We start from the raw sequence: 25,540 nt of genomic DNA, 5'->3' as shown, positions 1-25,540 counted from the left end.
GATCCAGGACGATGCTCTCGGTCTTTGATCTTGCATCGTCTTTTTCCGAACGCCGGCAACCGCCTTTCGGGACGATGCTCTAGCGCGGCGTTTCGGGCGCCGGCTTCGCAACGGGACGAGACCGGGACGAGCCGAGGCGGCGTCACAGGCTCCGGTGCATCACCAGCGCGTCGACCGGGCCGTGCGCGGGATGGCGGAACACGCCGGGCAGGCGGCCGACCTCCTTGAGGCCGAGGCGCGTCCAGAGGGCGACGGCGCGGGTGTTGGTGGCGACGACGAGGTTGAACTGCATCGCGGAAAAGCCCAGCGCCCGAGCCGTCTCGAAGGAGTGCAGGCCCATGGCGCGGGCGACGCCCCGGCCCCGCGCGGCCGGATGCGTGGCGTAGGTGCCGTTGGCGACGTGGTCGCCGGCCCCGAGCTGGTTGGCGCGGATGTAGTAGCTGCCCAGCACCGCGCCCGACTCCGCCGCGACGAAGACATGGTGGGCCGGCGAGAACCAGTAGGCGAGCGCCCGCTCCCGGTCCCAGTCCCGCGGCAAGGCATAGGTCTCGCCCTCGCGCAGGATCGGCTCGAGGATCGACCAGATCGCGTCGCGGTCGTGGTTCTGCGCCGGGCGAAGGGAGAGGTCGGTCATCGGGTCTGCTGACGTGAGGGTGGTGCGCGTCCGGTGCCCGCGGCAGCCCGAAGCTACCCGGATCGCGCCCGGAGGAAAGGAGGTAGGCTGTCGGCGGTAGATCTACGCCGAACGATCGGCCGCCCCGCATGGCAGGCGGCCCACTCCCGTACAACAGAGACCGTATTCATCCGAATACAGACCGTTGACAGCAAAATTATTTCAAATTCACAGTATTCACGAGCCGTCCCGTCGGGGCCGGACTCACATAACGTTTTCAGGGAGCGAACGCGATGTCTCGAAATTTGACGATGCTTGCTGCCACGCTCTTTCTCGCGGCGGGTCTTCCATCCGCGGTCGTGGCGATGCCGATGGGCGGGAGCTATACCGGCCGCGTCGACAGCCAAGCGCCGCAGGTGCTCGGTCCGAACGAGGTGAAGATCCAGCAGACCGCGTCCGGCCTCAACAGGGGGCCCGGCACCCCGCTCGACGGCGCCCAGGTGCAGTGGGTGGAGACCGTCACGCTCAAGAACGGTCAGGGGCCGGTGGAGGGCACCATCACCTTCACGACCCCCGCCGGCACGACGTCGAGCGTCTACAAGGGCACCGTCACCACCGACGCGCAGGGCCGCGTCGCGGCGACCGGCACCTACCGGGACAGCGCGGCCACCGGCGAATTCGCCGGCGTGAAGGGCAAGGGCACCTTCTCCCTCGCCTACACCTCGAAGACCGAGTTCGCCGGCCAGTGGCAGGGGGAGGTGACGCTGCCGGGCCAGAGGTCGTCGAAGCGCTGAGCCTCGCCGCGGAACCGCTCAGCCCGAGACCGAATCGGCCGCCGGGCGGCGCTCCGGTCCCGCGACCGTCGGCGCCGCCTTGTCCGCGTCGCCGCCGGGGATCAGGGCGATCCGGCCCCAGCCCGGCAGCTTCAGGGCCGGGCGGCGCCAGTCGAGGCCCGCCACCGCGCCGAGCAGGTTGAGTTCCAGCCCGTCGACCCAGCCGACGGTAAGGCCGACATAGCCGCGCCAGGACAGGCGCAGGCCGGTGCCGCTCGGGGTGCGCTCGGCGAAGCGGCCCGACGGCGTCCAGTCCTTGCCGAGCGCGGTCGGCGGCAGCGGCACGTCGTTGTCGGGGATGCGCGCGACGACGTGGGCGGCGAAGGTGTTCGAATTCGGCCCCGGCCAGGCCTGGTACGAGCCCTGGCTGCGGTAGGGATAATCCGCCACCGCCGCGCGGATGCCGGGGATCGCGCGGGCCGCCGCCTCGCCGTCGAGCCCGAGCACGATCTCCGGCGCGTTGCCGAACCAGCGCCCGTCCGGGGCGTAGGCGTCGGTGCGCACGGGCGTGCCCCAGCCGACCACGTCGTAGCGGGTGTAGCGGGGGGCGCCCGCCTCCTTGATCACCACCCAGCTGTGATGGGCGAAGATGCCCCGCCAGCGCCCGACCCGGGCGGCGTAGACCCGCACCATCGCCCCCGGCGCGGCGGCGGCCGGCGGCAGGAGGCCGGCGCTCGACCAGTCCGCCGTCGACCAGTTTTCCGCGCGTCCGCCCTTCGCGGTCCACCACAGGGCGTGGGTCGCGAGCGGGACGAGGAAGAGGAGAACGAGGAGGGCGAGACCGAGGAGGAGGAAGCGGAGGGCGGGCAGGAGCACGTCGGCAGGCATCGGGTTCCGGGAGACAGCAGATCCCGACAGGCGGCACGCTCCTCCGGGAGCCCCAATGTCAGGTCCGGTCCCGGCCCGCACAAGCGCCCGCGACGCGGTGAACCGGGGCGCGTCGCGCGCGCCGTGCAGCAGCGCACCCGCTTCCCGCCTGATGCAGGCCGGTCACACCCCGGAGCAAGGATCGGCCGCGCAGCGGATCGGCCTTGCAACACTGTTACATCTCGGTGATGAAACATTGTAACGTGACATCGCAACGTGACTTGGCTGGATCGATGGGAATGCGGCGCGGGCGCTCGGGACGGATGCTGCTGGCGGCGGGAGCAGTGCTGACGGCGGCGCCCGGCCTCGTCCCCGCGGCGCGGGCGCAGCAGGCGACCACGCTGGAGGAGATCAGCGTGACCTCGGTGAGCCCGATCCAGGGCCGGCCCGCCGCCCCCTCGCCCGCCCAGCCCCCTGCCCAGCCCCCTGCCCCCGTCTCCGCACGCACGACCGGTGTGCTGCCGGTGGTGACGAACACCTTCTCGCCGGTCACCGTGATCCCGCAGGAGCGGATCGCCCGCGACCAGCCGCGCACGCTCGGCGACGCGCTGTTCGACCAGCCCGGCATCTCGTCCTCGACCTACGCGCCGGGGGCGGCCTCGCGGCCGATCATCCGCGGCCTCGACAACGCCCGGGTGCGCATCCAGGAGAACGGCATCGTCAACGGCGGCGTGTCGGATCTCGGCGAGGACCACGCGGTGCCGGTCAACCCGCTCAATGCCGGCCGGATCGAGGTGATCCGCGGCCCCGCGACGCTGCGCTACGGCTCGGGCGCGATCGGCGGCGTGGTCTCGGCCGAGAACAATCAGGTGCCGACCTTCATCCCGGCCCGCGGCGTCACCGGCCAGGTCACCACCGGCTATACCACCGTCGACAACGGCCGGCTCGGGGCGGCCAGCGTCGATGCGGGCGCGGACGGCATCGCGGTCCACGCCGACGGCTTCAAGACCGCGACCGATTCCTACGCGATCCCCGGCGGCATCCAGCGCAACTCGGCCACCGAGTCGCAGGGCGGCTCGGTCGGCATCTCGGCGATCGGTGACCGCGGCTTCGTCGGCCTGTCCTTCAGCCATTACGACGCGCTCTACCAGATCCCCGGCGGCGAGGCCGAGGAGGCGCGCACCCGGCTCACCCCGAACCAGGACCGCCTGCTCGCCCGCGGCGAATACCGGCCGCTGAACGGTCCGTTCGAGGTGCTGCGCTTCTGGGCCGGCGGCTCGGTCTACCGCCACGAGGAGATCGGCATCGGCGAGGACGGGATCGACGGGGTCCAGGCGATCTTCAAGAACCGCGAGGTCGAGGCCCGCTTCGAGGCGCAGCACGTCCCGGTCGTCACCGCGCTCGGCACGCTGACCGGCGCGGTCGGCGTCCAGGCGGGCCGGCGCGTGCTGAACTCGCAGCTCGAGAGCTTCCTGCCGCCGACCGAGTCGCGGATGCTGGCCGGCTACCTGTTCGAGGAGCTGGCGGTGGGGGGCGGCCTGCGCTTCCAGGCGGCGGGCCGGATCGAGGGCGACCGCCTCAACAGCATCGCGACGCAGTTTCCCGGCACCTACCTGCCCGACGGCACCGACCCGGCGAGCTACGCCCTGACCCGCCGCTTCGCCCCGAAGAGCGCCAGCATCGGCGCCCTGCAGGACCTGCCCTACGGCTTCGTGGCGAGCCTCAACGGCTCCTATGTCGAGCGCGCGCCCACCGGCTACGAGCTGTTCTCGCAAGGGCCGCACGACGCCACCGCGACCTTCGAGATCGGCGACCCGACCCTGCGCCTGGAGCGCGCCCGCACGGTCGAGATCTCCCTGCGCCGGGCGGAAGGCCCCCTACGCCTCGACGCCACCGGCTACTACACGCGCTACACCGGCTTCATCTACAAGCGCGACACCGGCAACCGCTGCGACGACGACTTCGCCTCCTGCGGCAGCGGCGACGAGCTGCGCCAGGTCGTCTACTCGCAGGCCAACGCCACCTTCTACGGCGCCGAGATCGGGGCGCAGCTCGACCTCCTGCCCGTCGGCGACGGCTGGGCGGGGCTCGAGGCGCAGTACGATTTCGTCCGCGCCCAGTTCGACGACGGCTCCTACGTGCCGCGCATCCCGCCGCACCGGCTCGGCGGCGGCGCCTACCTCCGCGCCGACGGCTGGTTCGCGCGGATCAACCTACTGCACGCCTTCGACCACACCGAGATCGCCCCGTTCGAGACGGTGACGCCGGGCTGGAACGACCTGCGCGCCGAACTCGCCTACACCCAGGCCCTCGACCCGGCGGTCTACGGCGCCACCGAGGTGACGCTCGGGCTGCAGGGCCGCAACCTGCTCGACGACGACATCCGCAACTCGGCCTCGTTCAAGAAGGACGAGATCCTGCTGCCGGGCCGCAATCTCCGCCTGTTCCTGACGGCGCGGTTCTGAAGGCGTCGGCCTAAGGGCTGCCCGCGCCGCCGCCGGACTTGCGGGTCGGCTTCGCCGCCGGCCGCTCGGGCGGCGCGACGGCGCCCGCCACCGTCCAATGGCACACCGCCGTGCCCTTGAGGGTGAGGCAGTCGTAGGCGCGGCCGTTGAGGCTGACATGGTCGACGAGCCCCGTGACCGCGGCGCGGTCCACGGGTCTGCAGCCGAGATCGGATTTCGGGTCGGTCGCGAGGGCGAGCGCGGCGGCCCTATCCTCCCCCGCGCTGCGCAGGACGCTGCGCAGATTGGCCAGCGAGGTGCACCCGATCACGGAAGCGGGGCGGGCCGCCGCCTTCGAATCGCCCGCCCTCGCCCCCGGCGCGGCGTCCGGCGCCGACCGGGCGGGGCCGGTGAGCGTCATGACGGCCAGGGCGAAGGCGGCCGGGACGGCGAGGGACCGGAGGAGGAGGGGCGGCGGGCGGGACATGGATCGGCCTCGGATGTCGGAGCCTCGTCCCGAGCGGCCGGCTTCCGGGACGGGACGCCGGCTCCCGCATACCATGCCCGGCGCCGCGGACCGAGCACGGCTCCGTCCCGCGCGAGACCTCACGCATCCGCGCGCGCCCGCAGCTTGGCGTAGCGCTTGAGGACCCGGTCGCGGCGCAGCCGGCTCAGCCGGTCGATCCAGAAGATGCCGTCGAGCTGGTCGATCTCGTGCTGCAGGCAGGCGGCGCGCAGGCCCTCGGCCTCCTCCTCCCGCTCGGCGCCGTCGAGGTCGCGGTAGCGCACCCGGATCCGGGCCGGCCGCTCCACCGGCTCGACCACGCCCGGCATCGAGACGCTCCCCTCCGGATGCGTGGCCCGCTCGGGCGAGGCCCAGGCGAGGACGGGATCGACGTAGACCGCGTGCGGCTCGTCCGGCTGGAGGCGGATCACCACCACCCGCTCCGGCTGCCCGATATGGATCGCGGTCAGCCCCATCGCCGAGACGGCGCCGAGGGTGTCGAGCACGTCCGCCGCGAGCGCGCGGAGCGTCTCGCCGGGGGCGGCGGCCGGACCGGCGGGCCGGTGCAGGCGCGCATCGGGATAGAGGATCAGCGGGCGGACGGTCATGCGAGCGGGTTCCGGCGTCGGACAGCAGGGCCGTGGCCCCGGGCGATGCACGCCCGAGGTCGCGCAATCGTGTCAAGCGGGAAGGCGCCGAGGCCGGGAGGCGTCATCCGCACCGCCTTTCGGGTGGCGCTCCCAATTCCCGATCCCCTGCCCTTCCCCTGCAAGGTGATGGGGGGCTTTGGGCGATCTCCCGCGGCCCGAACATTGATGTTCCGCGGCCGTCACATCCCATCCGACCAGCAGAGCCGATCCCGATTCGCGATCTCAACGATCTTGGAACCGCTCCGGGGGCGATGCATTGTCGTCTCAACCTATGACGGAGCGATTTTTATGAAGACCATGACGACCCTGCTCGCCGGCGCCGTCGTCGCGGCGACGATGGCCGCCGCGGCACCGGCTTCCGCCCAGTCGATCACGATCGGCCCGAATGGCCCGGGCTTCGATCTGCGGTCCCGGGGCCAGCGTGAGCGCGACTACCGCCGCGAGATGCGTTCGCGTGACCGGGACGACTACTATCGCGAGCAGCGCTTCCGGGACCGCGACCGGTTCGACCGGGGCGGCTACAACCGTCGCGGCTACGATTACTGATCGAAGGCCGATCCCACATCATCGGGGGTGCGCCGCAATGGACTGCGGTCACGGCGCCGCCTCCGGACGACACGATGCGAAGGGTTGGGAAACCGGCCCTTCGCGCGTGGCGCATGGCGCGGACTCTCTGCCGCACGGGCGACGGCGGGCAGGCCGAGCGAATCGGACCGTGACCCCGGTCGCTCCCGCAACAAATGTTGTGATCACGACAATGTTAAGTGAGCCGACCGGGTCGAAAGACCGACTCATCCAACGTACTCGTCCCGAATGGCCAAGTTTCTGCCACGAAATTTCATCTTGAATGACGAGCTGTGTCGGCGGGAAACCTTTGCGCCGCTTGCGGGGTTGCCTCACCGAACATAACTTTGCCTCGTCGATCGGTGGCCGTCCCTGACCAGGCCCTCGATGCCCCCGGAAGGGACGCGGCACCGGCTTGTTTCCTCGGTCGCTTTGACGAACGGGACGGCCTTTTCGGCCGATGGCGGGACGCATGTCACACGGGGTGCCGCGGCGCGCGCAGGAGGAACCCGCATGCATACTGGTACCGTGAAATGGTTCGATGAGATCAAGGGCTACGGGTTCATCCAGCCCGACACCGGTGGCAAGGACGTGTTCGTCCACATCTCCGCCGTCCAGCAGGCGGGCCTGCGCGGCCTCGTCGAGGGTCAGAAGGTGACCTTCGACGTCGAGAACGACCGCCGCAGCGGCAAGCCGGCCGCCGTCAACCTGCAAGCCTCCTGAGGCGCGATCCTCGGGACCGCCATCCCTCCCAGCTGCTTCCGTATCGCAACAGGCCCGAAAATGTTATCGGAGCCGCCGCGAACAGGGGCGACCTGTGTTGCGTGTTGCGGCGCACTCGTGCATCGACTGCGCCGGTCTATCTTACCCAGCGCCGAGTCCCGACCGTCCGGAGACAGGATTGATCCGGCAGTCGGCCGTGTCACCGCATGAGAAAGGTCATATGAGCGCATTCGACTTCAGGAACTTCGAAGACCGTCGTCAGAACTCCCAGGCCGCCAAGGCGGCATTGCTTGAGAAGTTCAAGGCCCGTCCGCCTCTCGACGACCCGGAAATGCGCGCCAAGGCCCAGGCCCGTGCCGAGGTCGCCCGCGCTCGCGACGAGCGCGCCCGCGAGCGTGAGCGCATCCGCATTGAGACCGAGCGCAAGGCCGCCGAGGAGAAGCGCCTGCGCGAGGAGGCGGAGCTCGCCGCCCAGATCGCCCGTGAGGCGGCCGAGGCTGCGGCCCTTGCCGAGCGCAAGGCCGCCGAAGCCGCGGAGAAGAAGGCGGCCCGCGACGCGCGCTACGCCGCCCGCAAGGCCAATGTGAAGATCCGCCGCTGAGCCTCCGGCGCCGCTCCCGGCTTCCGGGAACCGCGCCGAACGCTCACACCGAAGCGGGTCCGTTTCGAGAGCAATCCACGCGCCGGACGCTTCGAGCCCGGCGCGTTTTCTTTTGCCCGAAGCCTCGCCGAGAGAAGCCTTCGAGAGAAGCCACCGAGACTTGCCGTGCGGCGGCGCAAGGTCCGGATGCGCGCGTGCGGGTACAGGTTCGGCCCGGCAGCGCATCCTGCGGCGATCTCTGTGGGCAGACTACGCAGTTCCTGGCCGGGACGGATCGGCACCGCTTGGCAAGCCCCGTCCCCCCGACGTTAGATCGCAGGACGCTTCGACGATGCGCGCCGCACCGGGGTGAACGGGGAGAGCCAGATCTTGCGTATCCTTGGCAACCATCGCGATCCGTCGGCCCGGCACCGCCGCGGCCTGACCGCGGCCGGCCTGTGTCTCGGCACGCTTCTCGGTCTTGGTCTCGGAGCCGGCCTCGGGCCGTCGCCGGCCGCGGCGCAGAGCGAGCCGCCGATCCGCAGCGCGGAGGATGCGTTCTGCCGCAGCGAGGCGCGGGCGCAGGTCTTCTCCGCCCCGGACCCGCTCAATCTGGGCCTGCGCGAGATCGGCCGCCGCATCTGGGCGAGCTGCATGGAGCGGACGCAGCGCAAGGGCAAGGCGCCGAAGAAGCCGCGCAAGCGCCGCCACCGCTGAGCGCCGGGCTCTCGCGCGCGAGCGGGACCGTCCCCACATCCCTGGCCGAGACAGGCAGGAGGCGACGGATGGGTTTTCTCGACGGACTGCTCGGGCATGGCAGCGACCTCTCCGCGGACGAGGTCGACCGGCAGCTCGCCGGGGTGCTGGCGCCGGGCGAGAGCGTGCGCGTCGCCTTCAAGGTGATCCGCGACCTGATGGTCTTCACCGACCGGCGCCTGATCCTGATCGATCGCCAGGGCATGACCGGCCGCAAGGTCGAGTACCTGACCGTGCCCTACCGGGCGATCACCTCGTTCTCGGTCGAGACCGCGGGCAGCTTCGACATGGATTCGGAGCTCAAGATCTGGATCTCGGGCCGGCCCGAGCCGATCCAGCGCACCCTCCGGCGCGGCGCCGACATTTTGGGAATTCAGCAGGCCATCGCCGGCTCGCTGAAATAGGGTTTTGGCCATGGCGCCGCAGGACAGGGCCGAGCCCGCCGTCACGGTCCGGCGGCTCGGACCCGGCGACATCCCGGCGATGCGGGCGCTCAACGCTCTGTTCGGGCGCGCCTTCGCCGAGCCCGAGACCTACGGCGCGGCCCCGCCCGACGACGCCTATCTCGCCGACCTGCTGGCCAAGGCGCATGTCGCGGTGCTGGTGGCGGAGACGGGTGGCGAAGACGGCGGCACCGTGCTCGGCGGCCTCGTCGCCTACGAACTCGACAAGGTCGAGCGGGCCCGGCGCGAGATCTACCTCTACGACCTCGCCGTCGAGGCCGGGCACCGCCGTCGCGGCATCGCCACGGCGCTGATCCGGCACCTGCAGGCGCATGCCGCGCACCGGGGCGCCTGGGTGATCTTCGTCCAGGGCGATTCCGGCGACGGTCCGGCGCTCGCGCTCTACGACCGCCTCGGCAGCCGCGAAGCCGTGCTGCATTTCGATCTGCCGGTCGAAACGCCCACCCTTGCCATCGCGGGCGAATCCCTCTAAAGGCGCGGCCTTCGCGTTCGCTCCGGCCGGGGGCTGAACGGACGGTGCCGTCCGCGGCACAGGGTTTTTTTCAAAAAACCCGTCGTCCGGTGTCTCCGCCTTCGATCAACCGCTCGGGCCATCAACACGGCTCGAAGGGCTTGGCGCCGAGAGAATGCGAGAGAACCGGCCCGACGAACCCGCGCTCCGCGGGCGGGCTTCCTTATGGCAAGGAAAGGCCCAAAAATGCCTCTCTACGAGCACGTCTTCCTGGCGCGCCAGGACGTGACGTCGCAGCAGGTCGAGACCATGGTCGAGACCTACAAGGGCGTCATCGAGGCGGGCGGCGGCACGATCGAGAAGATCGAGTCCTGGGGCGTCAAGTCCCTCGCCTACCGCATCAAGAAGAACCGCAAGGCGCATTTCACGCTCCTCAACATCTCCGCCCCCCCGGCCGCCCTGGCCGAGATGGAGCGCCAGATGCAGATCTCTGAGGACGTGCTGCGCTTCATGACCATCCGCGTCGAGCAGCTGGAGGCCGAGCCTTCCGCGATGATGCAGAAGCGCGACCGCGACGACCGCAAGGATCGCGACCGCGGCGACCGTCCGCGCCGCCGCGACGACGATTTCGGTGGTGACCGCGGCGACCGCGGCGACCGTCCCGAGCGCAACTTCGGCGGGGAGAACTGATCATGGCCTTCGGTGCTGGTGGCGGCGGTGGTGGCCGTCGTCCGTTCTTCCGTCGTCGCAAGAGCTGCCCCTTCTCGGGCGAGAACGCTCCCAAGATCGACTACAAGGACGTGAAGCTGCTCTCCCGCTACGTCTCGGAGCGCGGCAAGATCGTTCCCTCCCGCATCACCGCGGTCTCGGCCAAGAAGCAGCGCGAACTCGCCCAGGCGATCAAGCGCTCCCGCTTCCTCGGCCTGCTGCCCTACGTCATCAAGTAGGACCTCCGGCCGGCCCGCGCGCGGGCCGGCCATCATCGCCAGGGCGGCTCTCTCGAAAAAAAGAGCCGCCCGATCGTTGGGGCGTCGTCTTCGGCCCCTAACCCTGCCCTTCTTCGGGGACAGCGGGACAGCGGACTTCATGACCAAGGACATTCCTGTCGGCGCCGGTGCCGGCCTCGTGGCGGCGCTCCTGTTCGGGCTGCTGCTCAAGGCGACGGCGCTCTCGATCCTGCTCTACCTGCTCGCCCCGCTGCCGATCCTGATCGTCGGCCTGGGCTGGAGCCACCGCGCGGCGCTCGCCGCCGTCGTCTCGGGCGCCCTGGCGCTCGCCCTCTTCGTCTCGCCCTCCCTCGGCCTCGCCTTCGCGGCCTATCTCGCCATCCCCGCGTGGTGGCTCGCCTATCTCGCCCTGCTCGGGCGGCCCAAGGCCGATGGAACGGCGGACGGAACGATCGAGTGGTATCCCACGGGGCGCCTGCTCGCCTGGGTCGCGGGCACCGCGGCGCTCGCCTTCATCGCCATCGCCGTCATCGCCTCGCCCGACTACGACACCTTCCGCGCGCAGCTCACCGCGATGAGCCGCCGGGTCGTGCAGGTCCAGGTCCAGCGCGGCCGGATCCCCGCCCCGCCGCAGAGCGGCACCGCGAACGAGACCCCGGCCGGCAGCGCCGAGAAACCCGCCGCCCCGCCGCCGCAGGGCGATGCGCCGGCCAGGGACCAGTCCGCCCAGGCGGAGGCGAAGCCGGAGACGAAGGCGGATCCGAAGAGCGACGACCTCGCCGGCGAGGTGGCCGACGCCCTGGCGACCGTCGCGCCCGCGATCGCCGCCCAGGGTCTGACGATCCTGTTCACCTTCTATCTCTGGGCCGCCGCCCGCATCGTGCAGGTCTCGGGGCGCCTGCTCCGGCCCTGGCCCGACCTCCCCTCGACCATGATGCCGCGCACCGCCCTGCTCGTCTTCGCCGCGGCGCTCACGCTGGCGATGGTGCCCGGCTATCCGGGGGCGCTCGGCATCGCCCTGATCGGCGCCTTCAGCGCGGCCTTCGCGCTCCAGGGGCTCGCCGCCTTCCACGACCGCAGCCGCGGCCGGCCGGGGCGCTTCGCCCTGCTCGCCGGCCTCTACGTGCTGCTGTTCCTCACCCAGGGCGTGGCCATGCTCGCCCTGATCCTGTTCGGCATCGCCGACACCGCCCTCGACCGGCGCCGCCCGCAGACCCGCGGCGGCGCCTGATCGAACCCGCTTCCAAGAGAATCCGAAGGAGAAGTCAGATGGAAGTCATCCTGCTCGAACGCGTCGCCAAGCTCGGCCAGATGGGCGAGACCGTGAACGTGCGCCCCGGCTACGCCCGCAACTTCCTGCTCGCCCGCGGCAAGGCCCTGCGCGCGACGGAAGCCAACAAGAAGCACTTCGAGGCCCAGCGCGCCCAGCTCGAGGCCCGCAACCTCGAGCGCCGAAGCGAGGCCCAGACGGTGGCCGAGAAGCTCGACGGCCAGAGCTTCGTGCTGATCCGCCAGTCCGGCGAGACCGGCGTGCTCTACGGCTCGGTCTCGACCCGCGACCTCGCCGAGGTCGTCACCAAGGACGGCTTCACGGTCGAGCGCGGCCAGTTCGTGCTCAACCAGCCGATCAAGACGCTGGGCCTGCACACCGTGCCGGTTCACCTCCACCCGGAGGTCGAGGTCAACATCACCGTCAACGTCGCCCGCTCGCCGGAAGAGGCCGAGCGTCAGGCCCGCGGCGAGTCGGTCACCGAGCGCGAGCAGTTCAACCTCGACGACCTCGGCCTCGAAGTCGGCCAGGCGCTGGCCGATGCCGGCGAGGCCGCCGACGACCGCGGCTAAGTCCGGGATCGCGAAGGGATCATCCCTTCGCCGGGGTGCCGGGGCGGAGCCCCGGCATTCTTCCAGGGCTCCGCCCTGGACCCGCGAAAGGACTCGTCCTTTCGAAACCCGTGACTTCGCGGTGGAGAACGGGGATGCGCCGGCCTTCGGCGTTGACTTGTTCTCAATCCGTTCCAGCATGACGCCCGCGATTCCCGATGCCGGGAGCCGCGGGCGTCTCGCGTTCCGGGGCCCGTGGCGCGGGCGTTGCAGCCGCCTCCGGTGGGGTCGGCTAAGGAAGGCTTCACCATCCCGAGGCAAGGTCCGGCGGGCATGAGACGGGGCGGCCGATGCGGGCCGCCCGCGAAACGGAGCGACGGACAAGCGCCATGGCCCTGCCCAACGCCCTCACGGCCAATCTCGAGACGGTGCAGCCGGAATACCGGGTGCCGCCGCACAACATCGACGCGGAGCAGGCCCTGCTCGGCGCGATCATGGTCAACAACGACGCCTATTACCGCGTCTCGGACTTCCTGCTGCCCGAGCACTTCATGGAGGCGGTCCACCGCCAGATTTTTGAAGTCGCGGTCTCGCTGATCAAGGCCGGCAAGCTCGCCACGCCGATCACGCTCAAGACCTATCTCGGCGACGCCGATCTCGGCGGCGTCACGCCGATGCAGTACCTCGCCCGCCTCGCCGCCGAGGCCACCACCGTCATCAATGCCGGCGAGTACGGCCGCACCATCTACGATCTGGCGATCCGCCGCCGCCTCATCACCATCGGCGAGGATCTGGTCAACGGCGCCTACGAGGCCCCCGTCGAGGCCGCGCCCCGCGACCAGATCGAGGCGACCGAGCGCCGGCTCTACGAGCTCGCCGAATCCGGCAAGTACGACGGCGGCTTCCAGAAGTTCTCCGACGCCCTGACCGCGGCCATCGACATGGCGGCGAAAGCCTACCAGCGCGACGGCAAGCTGTCGGGCATCGCCACGGGGCTGACCGACCTCGACGCCAAGATGGGTGGGCTGCAGCCCTCCGACCTGATCATCCTCGCGGGGCGCCCGGCCATGGGCAAGACCTCGCTCGTGACCAACATCGCCTTCAACATCGCCAAGGCCTATCGCGGCGAGAAACAGGCCGACGGCACCATGCTGACGGTCAACGGCGGCATCGTCGGCTTCTTCTCGCTCGAAATGTCGGCCGAGCAGTTGGCGACCCGCATCATCGCCGAGCAATCCGGCGTGCCCTCCTACAAGATCCGCCGCGGCGACATCCGCCCGGAGGATTTTTACAAGATCACCGATGCGGCGCGGGACATGCAGACGATCCCGTTCTACATCGACCAGACCGGCGGCATCTCCATCGCCCAGCTCGCCGCCCGCGCCCGGCGCCTCAAGCGCCAGAAGGGCCTCGACCTCCTCATCGTCGACTACCTCCAGCTCCTGTCGGGCTCGGGCAAGCGCTCCGACAACCGCGTGCAGGAGATGACCGAGATCACCACCGGCATGAAGGCGCTGGCCAAGGAGCTGGCGGTGCCGATCATCGGCCTGTCGCAGCTCTCGCGTCAGGTCGAGAACCGCGACGACAAGCGGCCGCAGCTCGCGGATCTGCGCGAATCCGGCTCGATCGAGCAGGACGCCGACGTGGTGATGTTCGTGTTCCGCGAGGAGTACTACGTCGGCAACAAGAAGCCGCGCGAGGGCACGGAGGAGTTCTTCGCCTGGGAGGCGGAGATGCAGCGCGTCCACGGCAAGGCCGAGGTCATCCTCGGCAAGCAGCGCCACGGCCCGACCGGCACGGTGGAGTTGCAGTTCGACGCCAACATCACCCGGTTCTCGAACCTGGCGAGTGACGATCGGTATGGCGAACTCTCAGGGCCGAATGCGGCGCTGGGCTCACCACAGAAGCGAATCGGCCATCAGCCAGAGTGATCGGATGCCTGAGCAGATGTGACCGGAGCGATTCGCCAAGCCTGCCCACCGAGACAACCCATGCCGACGCCGCTGCTCCTCACCTGCGCCGATCCTCTCGAGCCGCGGATGGTGGAGCCCGCCTTCCGGGCGGAGGCGGAGGCGGCGCGCGCGGCGGGCTTCGCCCTCGCCCTGCTCGATCACGACGAGCTGGACCGGCGGGTCGATCCCGGTGCCGCCCTGCGCCGGGCGCGTCTCGACGGGGGCGGTCCGGCGGTCTACCGCGGCTGGATGCTGCGCGGCGACGCCTATGCGCGCCTGTTCGAGGCCCTGGCCGGGCGCGGCGTCGGCCTGCTGACCACGCCCGCCGCATACGCCGCCTGCCATCACGCGCCGGGCTCCTACCCGGCGCTCGCGCCCTGGATGCCGCGGACGGCGTGGCTGCCGCTCGCCCGGATCGACGACGCGGCGGCGTTGCGCGCCGTTCTCGACCCGTTCGGAGCCGCGCCGGTCATCCTCAAGGACTGGGTCAAGTCGCAGGCCTCCGGCTACTGGGACGAGGCCTGCTTCATCCCCGACGCGTCCGACGCGGCGCACGTCGCCCGGGTGATCGGGCGGTTCCGCGCCTTGCAGGGCGAGAGCCTGGAGGGCGGCCTCGTGTTCAAGGCCTACGTGCCGCTCAGGCCCGTCGGCGGGCCCGCGCACGAGCACCGCGCCTTCGTCGTGCGCGGTGCCGTCGTGGGGTGCTGGCCGCGTGGGGAGGGCCCTTCCCCGTCGCCGCCGCCCGACCTGCTCGCCGCCATCGCCGCGGCGGTGCCGAGCCCCTTCGCCTCGGCCGATCTCGCGCAGGATCTCGACGGGCGCTGGTGGCTGCTGGAGGTCGGCGACGGCGGGGTCTCCGGACTGCCGGACCCGGACGCGGCCGTCCCGCTCTTCGCGGCGCTCGCCGCGACCTTGGCGGGGCGGGGCGTGTCACGCTGATCGGCCCCCGTGCACGGCTCGACCATCGCCGCCGGCAGCGCCGCAGCACTCCTTGTGGTAAGCTCTGCGCCTACCGTCGGGATCGGAGAGGCGACGTGGCTCTCGCACCGAAGGCGCGGCCGCCCGCGCCTCCTACGCTGAACGAGGTTTTCGAGGCCGAGCAGCAGCTCGTCGGCTTGATGCTGACCGATCCAGCGACCCATGGACGGATCGCCGCGATCCTGCGCGACGAGGATTGGACCCAGAACCTTCATCGCGGCGTGTTCGAGGTTGTAGGCCGCTTCGTTGAAGAGGGGCGACCCGTCTCGCCTGCGTCGGTCTTGCCTAAGGTCAGTGACGTGGCGCCAGACGGTGGGCCAGCCAATCGCTATCTCATCGCACTCGTCGCGGGCGCCCCCTCTTCGGCTTTCGCCGAACCTCTTGCGCGTCGGCTCGCCGAGGCCGCCCACGCACGCTCGGGTCCCAATCACCTCGACCGGGACCTCTACGCCTGGGCCTATGAGCAGGCCCTCGCTCTTCGGCGCGGGCAGTTCTCCGCTCTCGACGCGCTCAATCTGGCCGAGGAGATCGAGGACTTGGGCGGCGCGATCTACAACCAAATGGAGAGCGCGCTGCGGCTCACGCTGATGCATCTTCTGAAGTGGGATCATCAGCCGGAGAAACGGACACGGAGCTGGCATCTGTCGATCCGCAACGGCCGACTTGATGTCGAAGAACTGCTGGACCGCCATCCGAGCCTGAAGCACAGGCTTCCCGGCGCCCTAGCGCGCGCCTATCGCCGCGCCCGCATCGAGGCCGCTGGCGAGACCGACCTCGACGACGACGTGTTTCCCGCCGAGTGCCCCTATACGTTCGAAGACATCATGACCCGGCCGGTGCCCTGGCCGCCGGAGGGCGGGGAGTCCTGATCATCTCCGGAGACAATCCCGTACCCACGGGCCACGGCGCCCGCCTGACGGTCGATCTCGCGGCTCTGGTCGCCAACTGGCGGACCCTCGCGGCCCACGCCCCGCGGGCCGAGTGCGGCGCCGTGGTGAAGGCCGACGCCTATGGCTGCGGATTGTCCGCGGTCGCACCCGCCCTCTGGCGGGCGGGCTGCCGGACGTTCTTCGTGGCGCACCTCTCCGAGGGCATCGCCGCGCGCCGCCTCCTGCCAGAGGCGGCGATCTACGTGCTCAACGGCCTGCCGCCGGACAGCGTCGAGGCATTCCGCACCCATGCCCTGCGCCCCGTCCTCGGCGACCGCGACGAACTCTTCGAATGGGCCGCCGCCGCGGACGGCGCGGCGCCGGCCGCGCTCCATTCGGCCGCGCTCCACGTCGATACCGGCATGAACCGGCTCGGCCTGCCGGTGGCCGAGGCGCTGGCGCTGGCGGGCGATCCGGTGATCGCGCGGGCCGGGATCGACCTCGTGATGAGCCACCTCGTCAGCGCGGAGCAGCCGGACGATTCCCTCAACGCGCGGCAGGCCGCCGATTTTCTGCGCGTTCGGGCCGCCTTCCCCGGCCTGCGCGCCTCGCTCGCCAACTCCTCGGGCACCTGCCTCGCGGATGCCGCGCGCCACGACCTGCTGCGGCCGGGCTACGCCCTGTTCGGCGGCAACCCGGAGCCGGGCCGACCCAACCCGATGCGGCCGGTGGTGCGGCTGGAGGCCACCATCCTTCAGGTCCGTACCGTCGGGGCCGGCGAGAGCTGCGGCTACAACGCCCGCTGGCAGGCCCCCGCCCCGCGGCGGCTGGCTACGCTCTCGCTCGGCTACGCCGACGGCTATCCCCGCTCGGCGAGCAATTCCGGCCACGCGCTGGTCGGCGGCGTCCCCTGCCCGATCGTCGGCCTGATCTCGATGGACCTCATCATCCTCGACGTCACCGAAGCGCCCGACGCCCGCCGCGGCGGCACCGCCACGCTGATCGGCGGCAACCTCGATATCGACAGCGTGGGCCGCGCCGCGGGCACCATCGGCTACGAGATCCTGACCGGCCTGAGTTCCCGTTATGTTCGCACTTATGTAGAGTAATCCTTCGAACGGGTGCCCCCATCCACGTCCTCGTCCTGAAGTGCCGGAGCGAAGCGTAGGCCTCGAAGGATCCTCCAGATCCCGCGCGGTGACTGGACGATCCTTCGAGGCCGCTGTCGCGGCACCTCAGGATGAGGGTGCGGGTTGGACGCCCCGAAAACGCTCGGCCCGAAGACATCCTGCCCCATGGCCAAGATCCAACAGACCTTCGTCTGCCAGTCCTGCGGGGCGGTCTACAACCGCTGGCGCGGGCGCTGCGAGGCCTGCAACGGCTGGAACACGATCCAGGAGGAGGTGCCCAGCGCGGGTCCGCAATCCGGCCCGGCGGCGACGCGTCCGTCGCGGGCGCGGGGCCGCGTCTTCGCCCTCGAAGGCCTGACCGGCGAGGCCAAGGAGGCGCCGCGCACGGCCTCCGGCATCGACGAGCTCGACCGCGTCACCGGCGGCGGCTTCGTCCGCGGTTCGGTGATCCTGCTCGGCGGCGATCCCGGCATCGGCAAGTCGACCCTGCTGATGCAGGCCTCCGCCGCCATGGCCAAACGCGGCGAGCGCGTCGCCTACATCTCCGGCGAGGAGGCGGTGGGGCAGGTGCGCCTGCGCGCCGAGCGCCTGGGGCTCGCGGGGCACCCGGTGGAACTCGCCGCGCAGACCAACGTCGAGGACATCGTCGAGACGCTCTCGCAGGGCCATCCGCCGGCGCTCACCATCATCGACTCGATCCAGACCATGTGGACCGAGACGGTGGAATCGGCGCCGGGCACCGTCACCCAGGTGCGAAGCTCGGCTCAGGCCTTGATCCGCTTCGCCAAGACCACCGGCACGGCCGTGATCCTCGTCGGCCACGTCACCAAGGACGGGCAGATCGCGGGGCCTCGCGTCGTCGAGCACATGGTCGATGCCGTCGCCTCGTTCGAGGGCGACCAGGGCCATCACTTCCGCATCCTGCGCGCGGTGAAGAACCGCTTCGGGCCGACCGACGAGATCGGCGTGTTCGAGATGACCGATGCGGGCCTCGCCGAGGTGCCGAACCCCTCCGCCCTGTTCCTCGCCGGCCGCGACCACGCCGCGCCGGGCACCGCGGTCTTCGCCGGGATGGAGGGCACGCGGCCGCTGCTGGTCGAGATCCAGGCGCTCGTCGCCCCCTCCTCGCTCGGCATGCCGCGCCGGGCCGTGGTCGGCTGGGACCCCAACCGCCTGTCGATGGTGCTCGCCGTGCTGGAGGCCCATGGCGGCATCCGGCTCGGGGGCCACGACGTCTATCTCAACGTCGCGGGGGGCCTGCGCATCTCCGAGCCCGCCGCCGACCTCGCGGTCGCCGCCGCGCTCGTCTCCTCGCTCTCGGGGGCGGCGCTTCCCTCCGACTCGGTCTATTTCGGCGAACTCGGCCTGTCGGGGGCGGTGCGGCCGGTCTCGCAGGCGCCCGCCCGCCTGAAGGAGGCGCTCAAGCTCGGCTTCGGCAAGGCGATCACCCCGCAGGGGCGCGGCGAGACCGGCGAGCGGGCCCTGCCGACCGAGGCCCTGCGCCACATCGCCGACCTCGTCGCCGGCATCGCCTCGGGGGCACCGCGGCGGGGCGGGCGGCAAAGGGCCGTCAGCTACGACGAGGAGGTGTGAGGCCCGGATGCTCTCCCGCCGTCAGGCGTGCGGATTCGCGCGACACCAATCTTTCATGCCGTCCATCAGCTCGGCGATCGGCAGGTTCTCGATATCGCTATCCGAGAAACCGCGCATTTTCAGCCGATCGTAGTTCGCGGCCATGAAGTCGTTGAAGCGGTTCCAGACCGCCGTCGGACCGGGAAGCTTCAAGCCGGCTTCTGTCGCCAGCCAGTTCCGAACCTGCGTGAGGATCTCGACGGGCTGGTTGCCGTGAACGGCGATGTCGGAGTTCGAGAGATCGGATAGAGCAGCCTGATAGCGGTAGCGCTCCGCTTCGAGGATGAGACATCGCTTGTCGGCAAGAGCCGGGTCCCCGAAGATCTGGCAGCCGATATCGAGACCTAGCTCGAAGGGCATGTTGAGCCGGTAGAACTCACCCTTTTTCTCCGCACGCAGCCGGGAGAGGTCGTGAATGCCGTACTTCGCCTCTCTGATGAGGCGAACGATCTTGTCGATGCGCGGCTTGCCGGAATTGAGCCCTTCGAGCGCGATGCGCGGATCGAATCCGAGATCCGTTACGCAGAAGAGCAACGGCCGTAGGAGCGGAAGGTAGTCCCGATCGAAAGGGCAGTTGACGAAAACGGACGTCTCGTAAGGCACGTCGGGACGCCGTCAGCCCTTGGGCGGATGCGGATCGTTCCCGTAGCTGTTCCTGTCGCGAATCGTCCCATCGGCCCGATGGATGTAGAGTTCGCCGTGCTCCTGCCGAGCCTTGTCGCGCGCATAGGCGATGGCCGCGTCCTGAGTTGGGAAGGTCTTCGATGCACGAGCCGATCCGGTCCGGCGCACGGCCCAACCGCCGCGGATTGCCGGGACCACGTGCTGACCCTTTTTGGCCATGGCGTTCTTCGATTCTGCGGCACCGATGTTCACGTAAGTTAGCATCGGAGACTCCAAGGGACCAAGAGGCTTTCGTTGCAACGCCGATGAGCCGCCCCTCTCCGTGTCCCCCGTGCGACCCCGCCGCCCCGAAGGTGACGGCCGAGGTTCGGCGGGGTATATGGTTAAAGACCAGAGCGGACGCGCGGCCCGGGGGAGCCGTCGTCGTCCGGGCAAGGCTGCCCCGTCCCGCCCCAGCGAACCATATCCTGCGATGCCGTTTTCCGTCCTCGACCTCGTGGTGCTCGGCATCGTGCTCGTCTCGGCGCTGCTCGCCGCCGTGCGCGGCGTGACCCGCGAGGTGCTCGCGATCATTGCCTGGGTGGCCGCCGCCGCGGTGGCGTGGTCGCTCCACCCGCTGCTCCTACCCACCGTCAAGCAGCACATCTCCAGCGACACGGTGGCGCTCGTCGCCTCCATCGCCGCGATCTTCCTCGCCACCCTGATCGTGGTCTCGCTGGTGACGGTGAAGATCTCCGACCTCGTGCTCGATTCGCGCATCGGCGCCGTCGACCGCTCGCTCGGCTTCCTGTTCGGGGCGGGCCGCGGCTTCCTGATCTGCGTGATCGGCTGGGTGTTCCTGGCCTGGCTCGTCCAGGGCAAGGTTCCGGACTGGGCGGCGCAGGCCAAGAGCCGGTCGCTGCTCGAGAGTTCGGGCGAGGCGCTGGTGGCGCAATTGCCCGACAACCCGGAGGGCTTCCTCAAGCAGTTCCGCAAGCCGAAGGGCGACGGGCCGGCCGAGGAGCCGCCGCCGGAGACCGATCTCCCGGCCCAGCGCCGCAGCGAGGCCGGCCCCGAGCCGAAGCGCTAGAGCATCGTCCCGAAAGGCGGCCGCCGGCTTTCGGAAGAAAGACGATGCGAGATCAAAGACCTGGAGCATCGTCCCGGATCCGATATCCAGGACGATGCTCTGAGGCGAAGGGCCGATCGCCGAATCTCCGGCCTGCGCGAGCGATGCGCGCGGAGGGCGAAGGATATGCTGGAATCGGTCTTGGTTGCGACGCGATCCGCGCCTAGGTAACGGTTTCACGACGGTCCCGGCGTCACCCCTCGCGGCAGAGACCGCGGGCGGCGGCGCCTTCGGCCGTTTCCCGCCGTGCCGGATGCGAGGCCCGCGAGACCCGCGCGCCCCCAGGATTCGAGATCGACATGTCAGCTGTCAGCGCGAGCGCCGACGTCCGGGATCCGGACATCGACGGGGACACGCTTCGCGAGGAATGCGGCGTCTTCGGCATCTACGGGCACGACGACGCCTCGGCCATCGTGGCGCTCGGGCTGCACGCCCTGCAGCATCGCGGCCAGGAGGCGGCGGGCATCGTCTCCTACGACGACGGCGTGTTCCACTCCGAGCGCCGCCAGGGTCTCGTGGGCGATTCCTTCTCCGACCGCGCCACGATCGAGCGGCTCGCCGGGCGCTCGGCCATCGGCCACGTGCGCTACTCGACCACCGGCGGCACCATCCTGCGCAACGTGCAGCCGCTGTTCGCCGAACTCGCCGGCGGCGGGCTGGCGGTCGCGCATAACGGCAACCTCACCAACGCGCTCTCGATCCGCCGCGACCTCGTGCGCGACGGCGCCATCACCCAATCGACCTCGGACACCGAGGTGATCCTCCACCTGGTCGCCCGCTCGCGCAAACCCCGCATCGTCGAGCGCTTCATCGACGCGCTGCAGCAGATCGAGGGCGCCTACGCCATCGTCGCGCTGACCAACAAGAAGCTCATCGGCGCCCGCGATCCCCTCGGCATCCGCCCCCTGGTGCTCGGCGAGCTCGACGGGCGCTACATCCTCGCCTCCGAGACCTGCGCGCTCGACATCATCGGCGCCCGCTTCATCCGCGACGTCGAGAACGGCGAGGTGGTCGTGATCTCGGAAGAGGGGGTCGAGTCGATCCGCTTCGCGGAGGCGCGGCCGATGCGCCCCTGCATCTTCGAGTACATCTACTTCGCCCGCCCCGATTCGGTAGTGAACGGCAAGAGCGTCTACGCCGTGCGGAAAAGCATCGGCGAGGAGCTCGCCCGCGAGGCCCTGCCCGAGGCCGACGTGGTGATCCCGGTGCCGGATTCCGGCGTGCCCGCGGCCCTCGGCTTCGCGCAGGCGGCCGGCCTGCCCTTCGAGATGGGCATCATCCGCAACCACTATGTCGGGCGCACCTTCATCCAGCCGACCCAGACCGTGCGCGAACTCGGGGTGCGGATGAAGCACTCGGCCAACCGCGCCGCGGTCGAGGGCAAGCGCATCGTGCTCGTGGACGACAGCCTCGTGCGCGGCACCACCTCCGTGAAGATCGTGCGGATGATGCGCGATGCCGGCGCCCGCGAGGTGCATTTCCGCATCGCCTCGCCGCCGATCACCTATCCCGATTTCTACGGCATCGACACGCCCGAGCGCGAGAAGCTCCTGGCCGCCACCCACGACCTCGAAGGGATGCGGAAATATATCGGCGCGGATTCGCTGGCCTTCCTGTCGATCCCCGGCCTGTACCGGGCGATGGGGGAGGAGGAGCGCAACGCCGCCTGCCCGCAATACACCGACCATTGCTTCACCGGCGACTACCCGACCGGCCTGACCGACCTGGCGATCGCCGGGCCGAAGCGCTTCGCGATGCTGGCCGAGGCGGACTGAGCGCATGGCCGACAGGATCCTCGACGGCCGCGTCGCCGTCGTCACCGGCGCCTCCCGCGGCATCGGCCAGGCCGCGGCGCTGGCGCTGGGGCAAGCCGGCGCCCACGTGGTCGCCGTCGCCCGGACCCAGGGCGGCCTGGAAGAGCTCGACGACGCGATCCGGCGGGCCGGCGGCAACGCGACGTTGGTGCCCCTCGACCTCACCGATTTCGATGCCATCGACCGCCTCGGCGCGGCGCTCGACGCGCGCTGGGGCCGGCTCGACATCGTCGTTGGCAATGCGGGCATCCTCGGCAACCTGATGCCGGTCAGCCACGTCACGCCGAAGGTCTGGGACCAGGTGATGGCGATCAACGTCACCGCCAACTGGCGCCTGATCCGCTCGTTCGACCCGCTGCTGCAGCGCTCGGATGCGGGCCGGGCGATCTTCGTCTCCTCCGGCGCCGCCGCGAAGTGCCGGGCCTATTGGGGGCCCTACTCCGTCTCGAAGGCGGCGCTGGAGGCGATGGTGCGCACCTACGCCGCCGAGAACGCGCGCACGCGGGTGCGCGCCATGCTGCTCAACCCCGGCCCGCTGCGCACCCGCATGCGCGCGGCGGCGATGCCGGGCGAGGATCCGGCGACGCTCAGGACCCCGGAGGAGCTGGCGCCGCATTTCGTGCGGCTGGCCTCGCCCGAATGGAACGAGACGGGCAAACTCTACGATTTCCCGAGCGACCGGGTTCTGGATTTCCAGTCTCCCCGGTAAGGGGGTCCGGGGCCTCAGGCCCCGGCGGGTGACGGGCGGAGCCCGTCTTCTTGGGCTTGTAGGGTTCTTCCATGATCGACGTCCGCTGCATCTGCGCCATCGGCCAGCGGGGCCAGCTCGGCCTCAACGGGCATCTCCCCTGGGAGGGCAACACCGATCCGCTCTTCGTCGAGGACGTGACGCGCTTCTTCGCGCTCACCATGGGCCACGTGCTGATCGCCGGGCCGAAGACCGTGGCCTCGGTGCCGGAATTCGCGTTCAAGGACCGCACCATCGACGTGATCCGCTCGCACGAGGATCCGGAAGAGGTGCTGAAGCGCTATCCCGGCCGGCGCATCTTCGTCGGCGGCGGCATCGCGGTGTGGAACGTCTACGCGAAGTACATCCAGCACTGGGACATCACCCGCCTGCCCTACGACGGCGAGGCCGACCGCTGGTTCGACCCCGCCTGGCTCGTCGGCGGGGCGCTGCGGGCGGGCTGACGCCCCTGCTGTCACGCGAGGGCGCCCCGCCACCAGGGTCGTGACCATGGTCTTTCGCAAGCGCCGGACGATCGAGCCGCCGCCCGTCGTCATCGGCAGCCTCGATGGCTTCGCGAACGGGCGCCTGCACGGCTGGATCTGCGACTTCCTGCATCAGGGCGAGAGCGCCTATGTCGAGGTGCATTGGCGCGGGACCATGCTGATGCGCCTTCGGGCGAACCTCGCCCGGCACGACGTCAACGCGATCGGCGTCGCCGGCGACCACGGTTACTGCTTCCGGCTCCCGGCCCTGCCGCCTCTCGGCCGCGGCGACCTGACCCTGGTGGCCGAGATCAGGGGGACGTTCCATCCCATCGCCCTCAGCGCCTTGGAAGACCAGATCCTCGCCTTCTTCTCTCCCAGCCCCGAGGTCGCCTCCCTCGACCGCTGCCGGCAGCTGTGGGGCGCGAACCAGACGCGTGAGACCGTCTCATCGAAGACGTACCACGACGTGATCTACCTCCCGTTCACCGCGGGAAAGCTGCTCGACCACGATCCCCACTGGGGCCTCTACACCGCCGACGGGCATCTCATCCCGGAAGCGGCGTTTCGGCGGGGCGTCGACCTTACCCTTGTCGGCCAGAGCGAGCGGATCGCCATCGACGGCGAGGCCCTCGACACCGCCCCCTTCGACACGATGGTCTACGGCGGGCCGCTGCTGGCGCATTACGGCCACTTCCTGCTCACGACCCTGGCCCGTTGCTGGGCCATCGACGGCTCGGCCCCGGTGCTGTTTCACTCCGTGCCCGCGGTTCAGGACCACGGGGCCCGCTACATCCTCGAACTTCTGCGCTGCGCCGGGCTGGAGAACCGCAGCTTCTCCTTCGATCGGCCGACCCGCATCAGGCGGGTCGTCGTTCCCGAACCGTCCTTCTACGAGCAGCACAGCGTCTGGACGCATCACGCGACCGCCCTGTCGGCGATCGGGCGCAACGTCGCGCCGGTCGCGACCTCGGTGCCGAAGAAGGTCTATCTCTCGAAATCCCGCCTGCATTCCGGCGTGACCGGGTTGGACGGCGAGGCCTTCATCGACCTCAGGATGAGGCAGGCCGGCTTCGCCGTCGTCCACCCGGAAAGCCTCGGCCTCGCCGAGCAGGTCAACCTCTTCCGCAGGGCCGAACTCATCGTGGGGACGGCCGGATCGGCGTTCCACACCCTCGCGCTGGTGCCGCATACCTCCGCGAGACGGGTCGTTCTGACGCTGAACGAATTCCTGAACAGCAATTTCCTGCTGCTCGACCGCGTCAGCGGCGGACAAGCGGAGTATTTCTCGCTCAAGGACGACCTGATCCTGGCCGAGTCCGAGCAATTCTCCACGATGTACGCCATCAGGAACGCCAACCATCTGGCTGACAGGATCATCGCCGTCGCCTCGTGACGCCCTCCCCCGTCGCCCCCCCGCGGACAACGCGCCCTCGTCGGCCCCTCCCCATCCCCGCTGCCGCATGGCGGTTCCAGCCGGCATTCGCTAAGGAGGCTCGGCCGAAGCCGCGGACGGCTGCGGGCGAGCGCAGGGTGTGATCGGATGAGTGGAACGGACGCGGGAGCCGGCGACACGGAAGCCACCGCCGATTTCGGCTACGAGCGCGTGCGCCTCTCCGAGAAGCAGGCCCGCGTCGACGACGTGTTCCGCTCGGTCGCGCGCCGCTACGACTTGATGAACGACCTGATGTCGGGCGGGTTGCACCGGGCCTGGAAGTCGCACCTGATCTCGATGCTGCGCCCGTCGCGCACGCGGCCCCACCGCCATCTCGACGTCGCCGGCGGCACCGGCGACATCGCCTTCCGCACCCTGGAGGCGGGCGGGCCCGAGACCCACGTCACCGTGCTCGACATCAACGAGGCGATGCTGCGGGTCGGCGCCGAGCGGGCGGGCCATCGCTACGACGGTCGCATCGACTTCGTGACCGGCAATGCCGAGACGCTGCCGCTGCCGGCGAACCATTTCGACAGCTACACCATCGCCTTCGGCATCCGGAACGTGCCGCGCATCGACGTGGCGCTCCGGGAAGCGCACCGGGTGCTCAAGCCCGGCGGGCGCTTCC

Annotated in this window: 29 protein-coding genes; 23 read left to right on the top strand and 6 right to left on the bottom strand. The window is 70.3% G+C overall.

Annotation, left to right across the window (positions count from 1 at the left end):
• Positions 1–142: 142 nt before the first annotated feature.
• A complete protein-coding gene (locus MFF42_RS06880; RefSeq protein WP_238255083.1) occupies positions 143–634 on the bottom strand; it encodes a GNAT family N-acetyltransferase in 492 nt (163 codons plus the stop codon).
• Positions 635–924: 290 nt separating this feature from the next.
• Between MFF42_RS06880 and MFF42_RS06875 the strand changes: the two genes are divergently transcribed.
• Entirely contained in the window at positions 925–1,407 is a 483-nt protein-coding gene (locus MFF42_RS06875) for a hypothetical protein (protein WP_238255082.1), read from the top strand.
• 18 nt (positions 1,408–1,425) lie between these two features.
• On the opposite strand, the gene MFF42_RS06870 is transcribed toward MFF42_RS06875, so the two are convergent.
• Positions 1,426–2,274 carry a DUF3750 domain-containing protein gene (locus MFF42_RS06870; RefSeq protein WP_238255081.1) on the bottom strand — a complete coding sequence of 283 codons (849 nt, stop codon included), beginning with the start codon at positions 2,272–2,274 and terminating at the stop codon, positions 1,426–1,428.
• 302 nt (positions 2,275–2,576) lie between these two features.
• Here MFF42_RS06870 and MFF42_RS06865 point away from each other — a divergent pair, with 302 nt between their 5' ends.
• Positions 2,577–4,718, top strand: a complete 2,142-nt coding sequence (locus MFF42_RS06865; RefSeq protein WP_238255087.1) for a TonB-dependent receptor — start codon at positions 2,577–2,579, stop codon at positions 4,716–4,718.
• A 10-nt stretch (positions 4,719–4,728) separates the two neighbouring features.
• Here MFF42_RS06865 and MFF42_RS06860 read toward each other — a convergent pair whose 3' ends face one another.
• The gene (locus tag MFF42_RS06860) at positions 4,729–5,184 is read right to left on the bottom strand and encodes a hypothetical protein (RefSeq protein ID WP_238255080.1); all 456 of its coding nucleotides are present in this window, start codon (positions 5,182–5,184) and stop codon (positions 4,729–4,731) included.
• A 119-nt stretch (positions 5,185–5,303) separates the two neighbouring features.
• The gene (locus tag MFF42_RS06855; protein ID WP_238255079.1) at positions 5,304–5,810 is read right to left on the bottom strand and encodes a peptide deformylase; all 507 of its coding nucleotides are present in this window, start codon (positions 5,808–5,810) and stop codon (positions 5,304–5,306) included.
• Between the two features lie 330 nt (positions 5,811–6,140).
• Here MFF42_RS06855 and MFF42_RS06850 point away from each other — a divergent pair, with 330 nt between their 5' ends.
• From MFF42_RS06850 to radA, 15 genes are all read left to right on the top strand, one after another.
• Positions 6,141–6,398: a hypothetical protein gene (locus MFF42_RS06850; protein ID WP_238255078.1), complete on the top strand. Its 258-nt coding sequence runs from the start codon at positions 6,141–6,143 to the stop codon at positions 6,396–6,398.
• Between the two features lie 531 nt (positions 6,399–6,929).
• Positions 6,930–7,139 carry a cold-shock protein gene (locus tag MFF42_RS06845; protein WP_108941692.1) on the top strand — a complete coding sequence of 70 codons (210 nt, stop codon included), beginning with the start codon at positions 6,930–6,932 and terminating at the stop codon, positions 7,137–7,139.
• 220 nt (positions 7,140–7,359) lie between these two features.
• A complete protein-coding gene (locus tag MFF42_RS06840) occupies positions 7,360–7,740 on the top strand; it encodes a DUF6481 family protein (RefSeq protein ID WP_238255086.1) in 381 nt (126 codons plus the stop codon).
• Positions 7,741–8,109: 369 nt separating this feature from the next.
• Positions 8,110–8,436, top strand: a complete 327-nt coding sequence (locus tag MFF42_RS06835) for a hypothetical protein (protein WP_238255077.1) — start codon at positions 8,110–8,112, stop codon at positions 8,434–8,436.
• A 68-nt stretch (positions 8,437–8,504) separates the two neighbouring features.
• Entirely contained in the window at positions 8,505–8,879 is a 375-nt protein-coding gene (locus MFF42_RS06830) for a PH domain-containing protein (protein ID WP_238255076.1), read from the top strand.
• Positions 8,880–8,889: 10 nt separating this feature from the next.
• A complete protein-coding gene (locus MFF42_RS06825; RefSeq protein ID WP_238255075.1) occupies positions 8,890–9,411 on the top strand; it encodes an AAC(3)-I family aminoglycoside N-acetyltransferase in 522 nt (173 codons plus the stop codon).
• 225 nt (positions 9,412–9,636) lie between these two features.
• Positions 9,637–10,080: a 30S ribosomal protein S6 gene (rpsF, locus tag MFF42_RS06820; protein ID WP_238255074.1), complete on the top strand. Its 444-nt coding sequence runs from the start codon at positions 9,637–9,639 to the stop codon at positions 10,078–10,080.
• Between the two features lie 2 nt (positions 10,081–10,082).
• Positions 10,083–10,337: a 30S ribosomal protein S18 gene (gene rpsR, locus MFF42_RS06815; RefSeq protein WP_004446294.1), complete on the top strand. Its 255-nt coding sequence runs from the start codon at positions 10,083–10,085 to the stop codon at positions 10,335–10,337.
• A 139-nt stretch (positions 10,338–10,476) separates the two neighbouring features.
• Complete coding sequence (locus MFF42_RS06810) at positions 10,477–11,568, top strand: DUF2232 domain-containing protein (RefSeq protein WP_238255073.1); 1,092 nt, start codon at positions 10,477–10,479, stop codon at positions 11,566–11,568.
• A 38-nt stretch (positions 11,569–11,606) separates the two neighbouring features.
• On the top strand, positions 11,607–12,179 hold the full coding sequence (gene rplI, locus MFF42_RS06805; RefSeq protein ID WP_238255072.1) for a 50S ribosomal protein L9: 573 nt from the start codon (positions 11,607–11,609) through the stop codon (positions 12,177–12,179).
• 368 nt (positions 12,180–12,547) lie between these two features.
• On the top strand, positions 12,548–14,089 hold the full coding sequence (locus tag MFF42_RS06800; protein WP_238255071.1) for a replicative DNA helicase: 1,542 nt from the start codon (positions 12,548–12,550) through the stop codon (positions 14,087–14,089).
• A gap of 60 nt (positions 14,090–14,149) precedes the next feature.
• Positions 14,150–15,049: an ATP-grasp domain-containing protein gene (locus tag MFF42_RS06795; RefSeq protein WP_238255070.1), complete on the top strand. Its 900-nt coding sequence runs from the start codon at positions 14,150–14,152 to the stop codon at positions 15,047–15,049.
• 95 nt (positions 15,050–15,144) lie between these two features.
• A complete protein-coding gene (locus tag MFF42_RS06790) occupies positions 15,145–15,957 on the top strand; it encodes a DUF29 family protein (protein WP_238255069.1) in 813 nt (270 codons plus the stop codon).
• Between the two features lie 2 nt (positions 15,958–15,959).
• Entirely contained in the window at positions 15,960–17,066 is a 1,107-nt protein-coding gene (gene alr / locus MFF42_RS06785; protein ID WP_238255085.1) for an alanine racemase, read from the top strand.
• 186 nt (positions 17,067–17,252) lie between these two features.
• Positions 17,253–18,680: a DNA repair protein RadA gene (gene radA / locus MFF42_RS06780; RefSeq protein WP_238255068.1), complete on the top strand. Its 1,428-nt coding sequence runs from the start codon at positions 17,253–17,255 to the stop codon at positions 18,678–18,680.
• Positions 18,681–18,701: 21 nt separating this feature from the next.
• Here radA and MFF42_RS06775 read toward each other — a convergent pair whose 3' ends face one another.
• A complete protein-coding gene (locus MFF42_RS06775; protein ID WP_238255067.1) occupies positions 18,702–19,322 on the bottom strand; it encodes a hypothetical protein in 621 nt (206 codons plus the stop codon).
• Positions 19,323–19,334: 12 nt separating this feature from the next.
• Positions 19,335–19,595 (bottom strand): DUF2188 domain-containing protein, encoded by a 261-nt coding sequence (locus MFF42_RS06770; RefSeq protein ID WP_373875148.1) that lies wholly within the window; start codon positions 19,593–19,595, stop codon positions 19,335–19,337.
• A gap of 220 nt (positions 19,596–19,815) precedes the next feature.
• Between MFF42_RS06770 and MFF42_RS06765 the strand changes: the two genes are divergently transcribed.
• From MFF42_RS06765 to MFF42_RS06740, 6 genes are all read left to right on the top strand, one after another.
• Complete coding sequence (locus MFF42_RS06765; RefSeq protein WP_012456115.1) at positions 19,816–20,412, top strand: CvpA family protein; 597 nt, start codon at positions 19,816–19,818, stop codon at positions 20,410–20,412.
• 338 nt (positions 20,413–20,750) lie between these two features.
• Positions 20,751–22,226, top strand: coding sequence for an amidophosphoribosyltransferase (purF, locus tag MFF42_RS06760; protein ID WP_238255066.1), 1,476 nt, complete (start codon positions 20,751–20,753; stop codon positions 22,224–22,226).
• A gap of 4 nt (positions 22,227–22,230) precedes the next feature.
• Entirely contained in the window at positions 22,231–22,974 is a 744-nt protein-coding gene (locus tag MFF42_RS06755; protein WP_238255065.1) for an SDR family NAD(P)-dependent oxidoreductase, read from the top strand.
• Between the two features lie 71 nt (positions 22,975–23,045).
• Positions 23,046–23,456, top strand: coding sequence for a dihydrofolate reductase (locus MFF42_RS06750; protein ID WP_238255064.1), 411 nt, complete (start codon positions 23,046–23,048; stop codon positions 23,454–23,456).
• 46 nt (positions 23,457–23,502) lie between these two features.
• Complete coding sequence (locus MFF42_RS06745; protein WP_238255063.1) at positions 23,503–24,873, top strand: glycosyltransferase family 61 protein; 1,371 nt, start codon at positions 23,503–23,505, stop codon at positions 24,871–24,873.
• Positions 24,874–25,020: 147 nt separating this feature from the next.
• On the top strand, positions 25,021–25,540 hold a 520-nt coding region (locus MFF42_RS06740), incomplete at its 3' end, for a ubiquinone/menaquinone biosynthesis methyltransferase (protein WP_238255062.1).

Origin of the sequence: Methylorubrum podarium (genome assembly GCF_022179745.1) — a bacterium.
In the GTDB taxonomy this organism is placed as follows: domain Bacteria; phylum Pseudomonadota; class Alphaproteobacteria; order Rhizobiales; family Beijerinckiaceae; genus Methylobacterium; species Methylobacterium podarium.
The sequence above is the reverse complement of the archived record's forward strand: the minus strand, read 5'-3'. Positions and strand labels throughout refer to the sequence as shown.

Coding starts and splice junctions, on each gene's coding strand:
- MFF42_RS06860 (WP_238255080.1), bottom strand. CDS start 5,184: ATGTCCCGCCCGCCGCCCCTCCTCCTCCGGTCCCTCGCCGTCCCGGCC.
- radA (WP_238255068.1), top strand. CDS start 17,253: ATGGCCAAGATCCAACAGACCTTCGTCTGCCAGTCCTGCGGGGCGGTC.
- MFF42_RS06765 (WP_012456115.1), top strand. CDS start 19,816: ATGCCGTTTTCCGTCCTCGACCTCGTGGTGCTCGGCATCGTGCTCGTC.
- MFF42_RS06880 (WP_238255083.1), bottom strand. CDS start 634: ATGACCGACCTCTCCCTTCGCCCGGCGCAGAACCACGACCGCGACGCG.
- MFF42_RS06795 (WP_238255070.1), top strand. CDS start 14,150: ATGCCGACGCCGCTGCTCCTCACCTGCGCCGATCCTCTCGAGCCGCGG.
- MFF42_RS06830 (WP_238255076.1), top strand. CDS start 8,505: ATGGGTTTTCTCGACGGACTGCTCGGGCATGGCAGCGACCTCTCCGCG.
- rplI (WP_238255072.1), top strand. CDS start 11,607: ATGGAAGTCATCCTGCTCGAACGCGTCGCCAAGCTCGGCCAGATGGGC.
- MFF42_RS06865 (WP_238255087.1), top strand. CDS start 2,577: ATGCTGCTGGCGGCGGGAGCAGTGCTGACGGCGGCGCCCGGCCTCGTC.
- MFF42_RS06745 (WP_238255063.1), top strand. CDS start 23,503: ATGGTCTTTCGCAAGCGCCGGACGATCGAGCCGCCGCCCGTCGTCATC.
- rpsR (WP_004446294.1), top strand. CDS start 10,083: ATGGCCTTCGGTGCTGGTGGCGGCGGTGGTGGCCGTCGTCCGTTCTTC.
- MFF42_RS06810 (WP_238255073.1), top strand. CDS start 10,477: ATGACCAAGGACATTCCTGTCGGCGCCGGTGCCGGCCTCGTGGCGGCG.
- MFF42_RS06800 (WP_238255071.1), top strand. CDS start 12,548: ATGGCCCTGCCCAACGCCCTCACGGCCAATCTCGAGACGGTGCAGCCG.
- MFF42_RS06755 (WP_238255065.1), top strand. CDS start 22,231: ATGGCCGACAGGATCCTCGACGGCCGCGTCGCCGTCGTCACCGGCGCC.
- purF (WP_238255066.1), top strand. CDS start 20,751: ATGTCAGCTGTCAGCGCGAGCGCCGACGTCCGGGATCCGGACATCGAC.
- MFF42_RS06750 (WP_238255064.1), top strand. CDS start 23,046: ATGATCGACGTCCGCTGCATCTGCGCCATCGGCCAGCGGGGCCAGCTC.
- MFF42_RS06875 (WP_238255082.1), top strand. CDS start 925: ATGCTTGCTGCCACGCTCTTTCTCGCGGCGGGTCTTCCATCCGCGGTC.
- MFF42_RS06855 (WP_238255079.1), bottom strand. CDS start 5,810: ATGACCGTCCGCCCGCTGATCCTCTATCCCGATGCGCGCCTGCACCGG.
- MFF42_RS06845 (WP_108941692.1), top strand. CDS start 6,930: ATGCATACTGGTACCGTGAAATGGTTCGATGAGATCAAGGGCTACGGG.
- MFF42_RS06870 (WP_238255081.1), bottom strand. CDS start 2,274: ATGCCTGCCGACGTGCTCCTGCCCGCCCTCCGCTTCCTCCTCCTCGGT.
- MFF42_RS06825 (WP_238255075.1), top strand. CDS start 8,890: ATGGCGCCGCAGGACAGGGCCGAGCCCGCCGTCACGGTCCGGCGGCTC.
- MFF42_RS06840 (WP_238255086.1), top strand. CDS start 7,360: ATGAGCGCATTCGACTTCAGGAACTTCGAAGACCGTCGTCAGAACTCC.
- rpsF (WP_238255074.1), top strand. CDS start 9,637: ATGCCTCTCTACGAGCACGTCTTCCTGGCGCGCCAGGACGTGACGTCG.
- MFF42_RS06850 (WP_238255078.1), top strand. CDS start 6,141: ATGAAGACCATGACGACCCTGCTCGCCGGCGCCGTCGTCGCGGCGACG.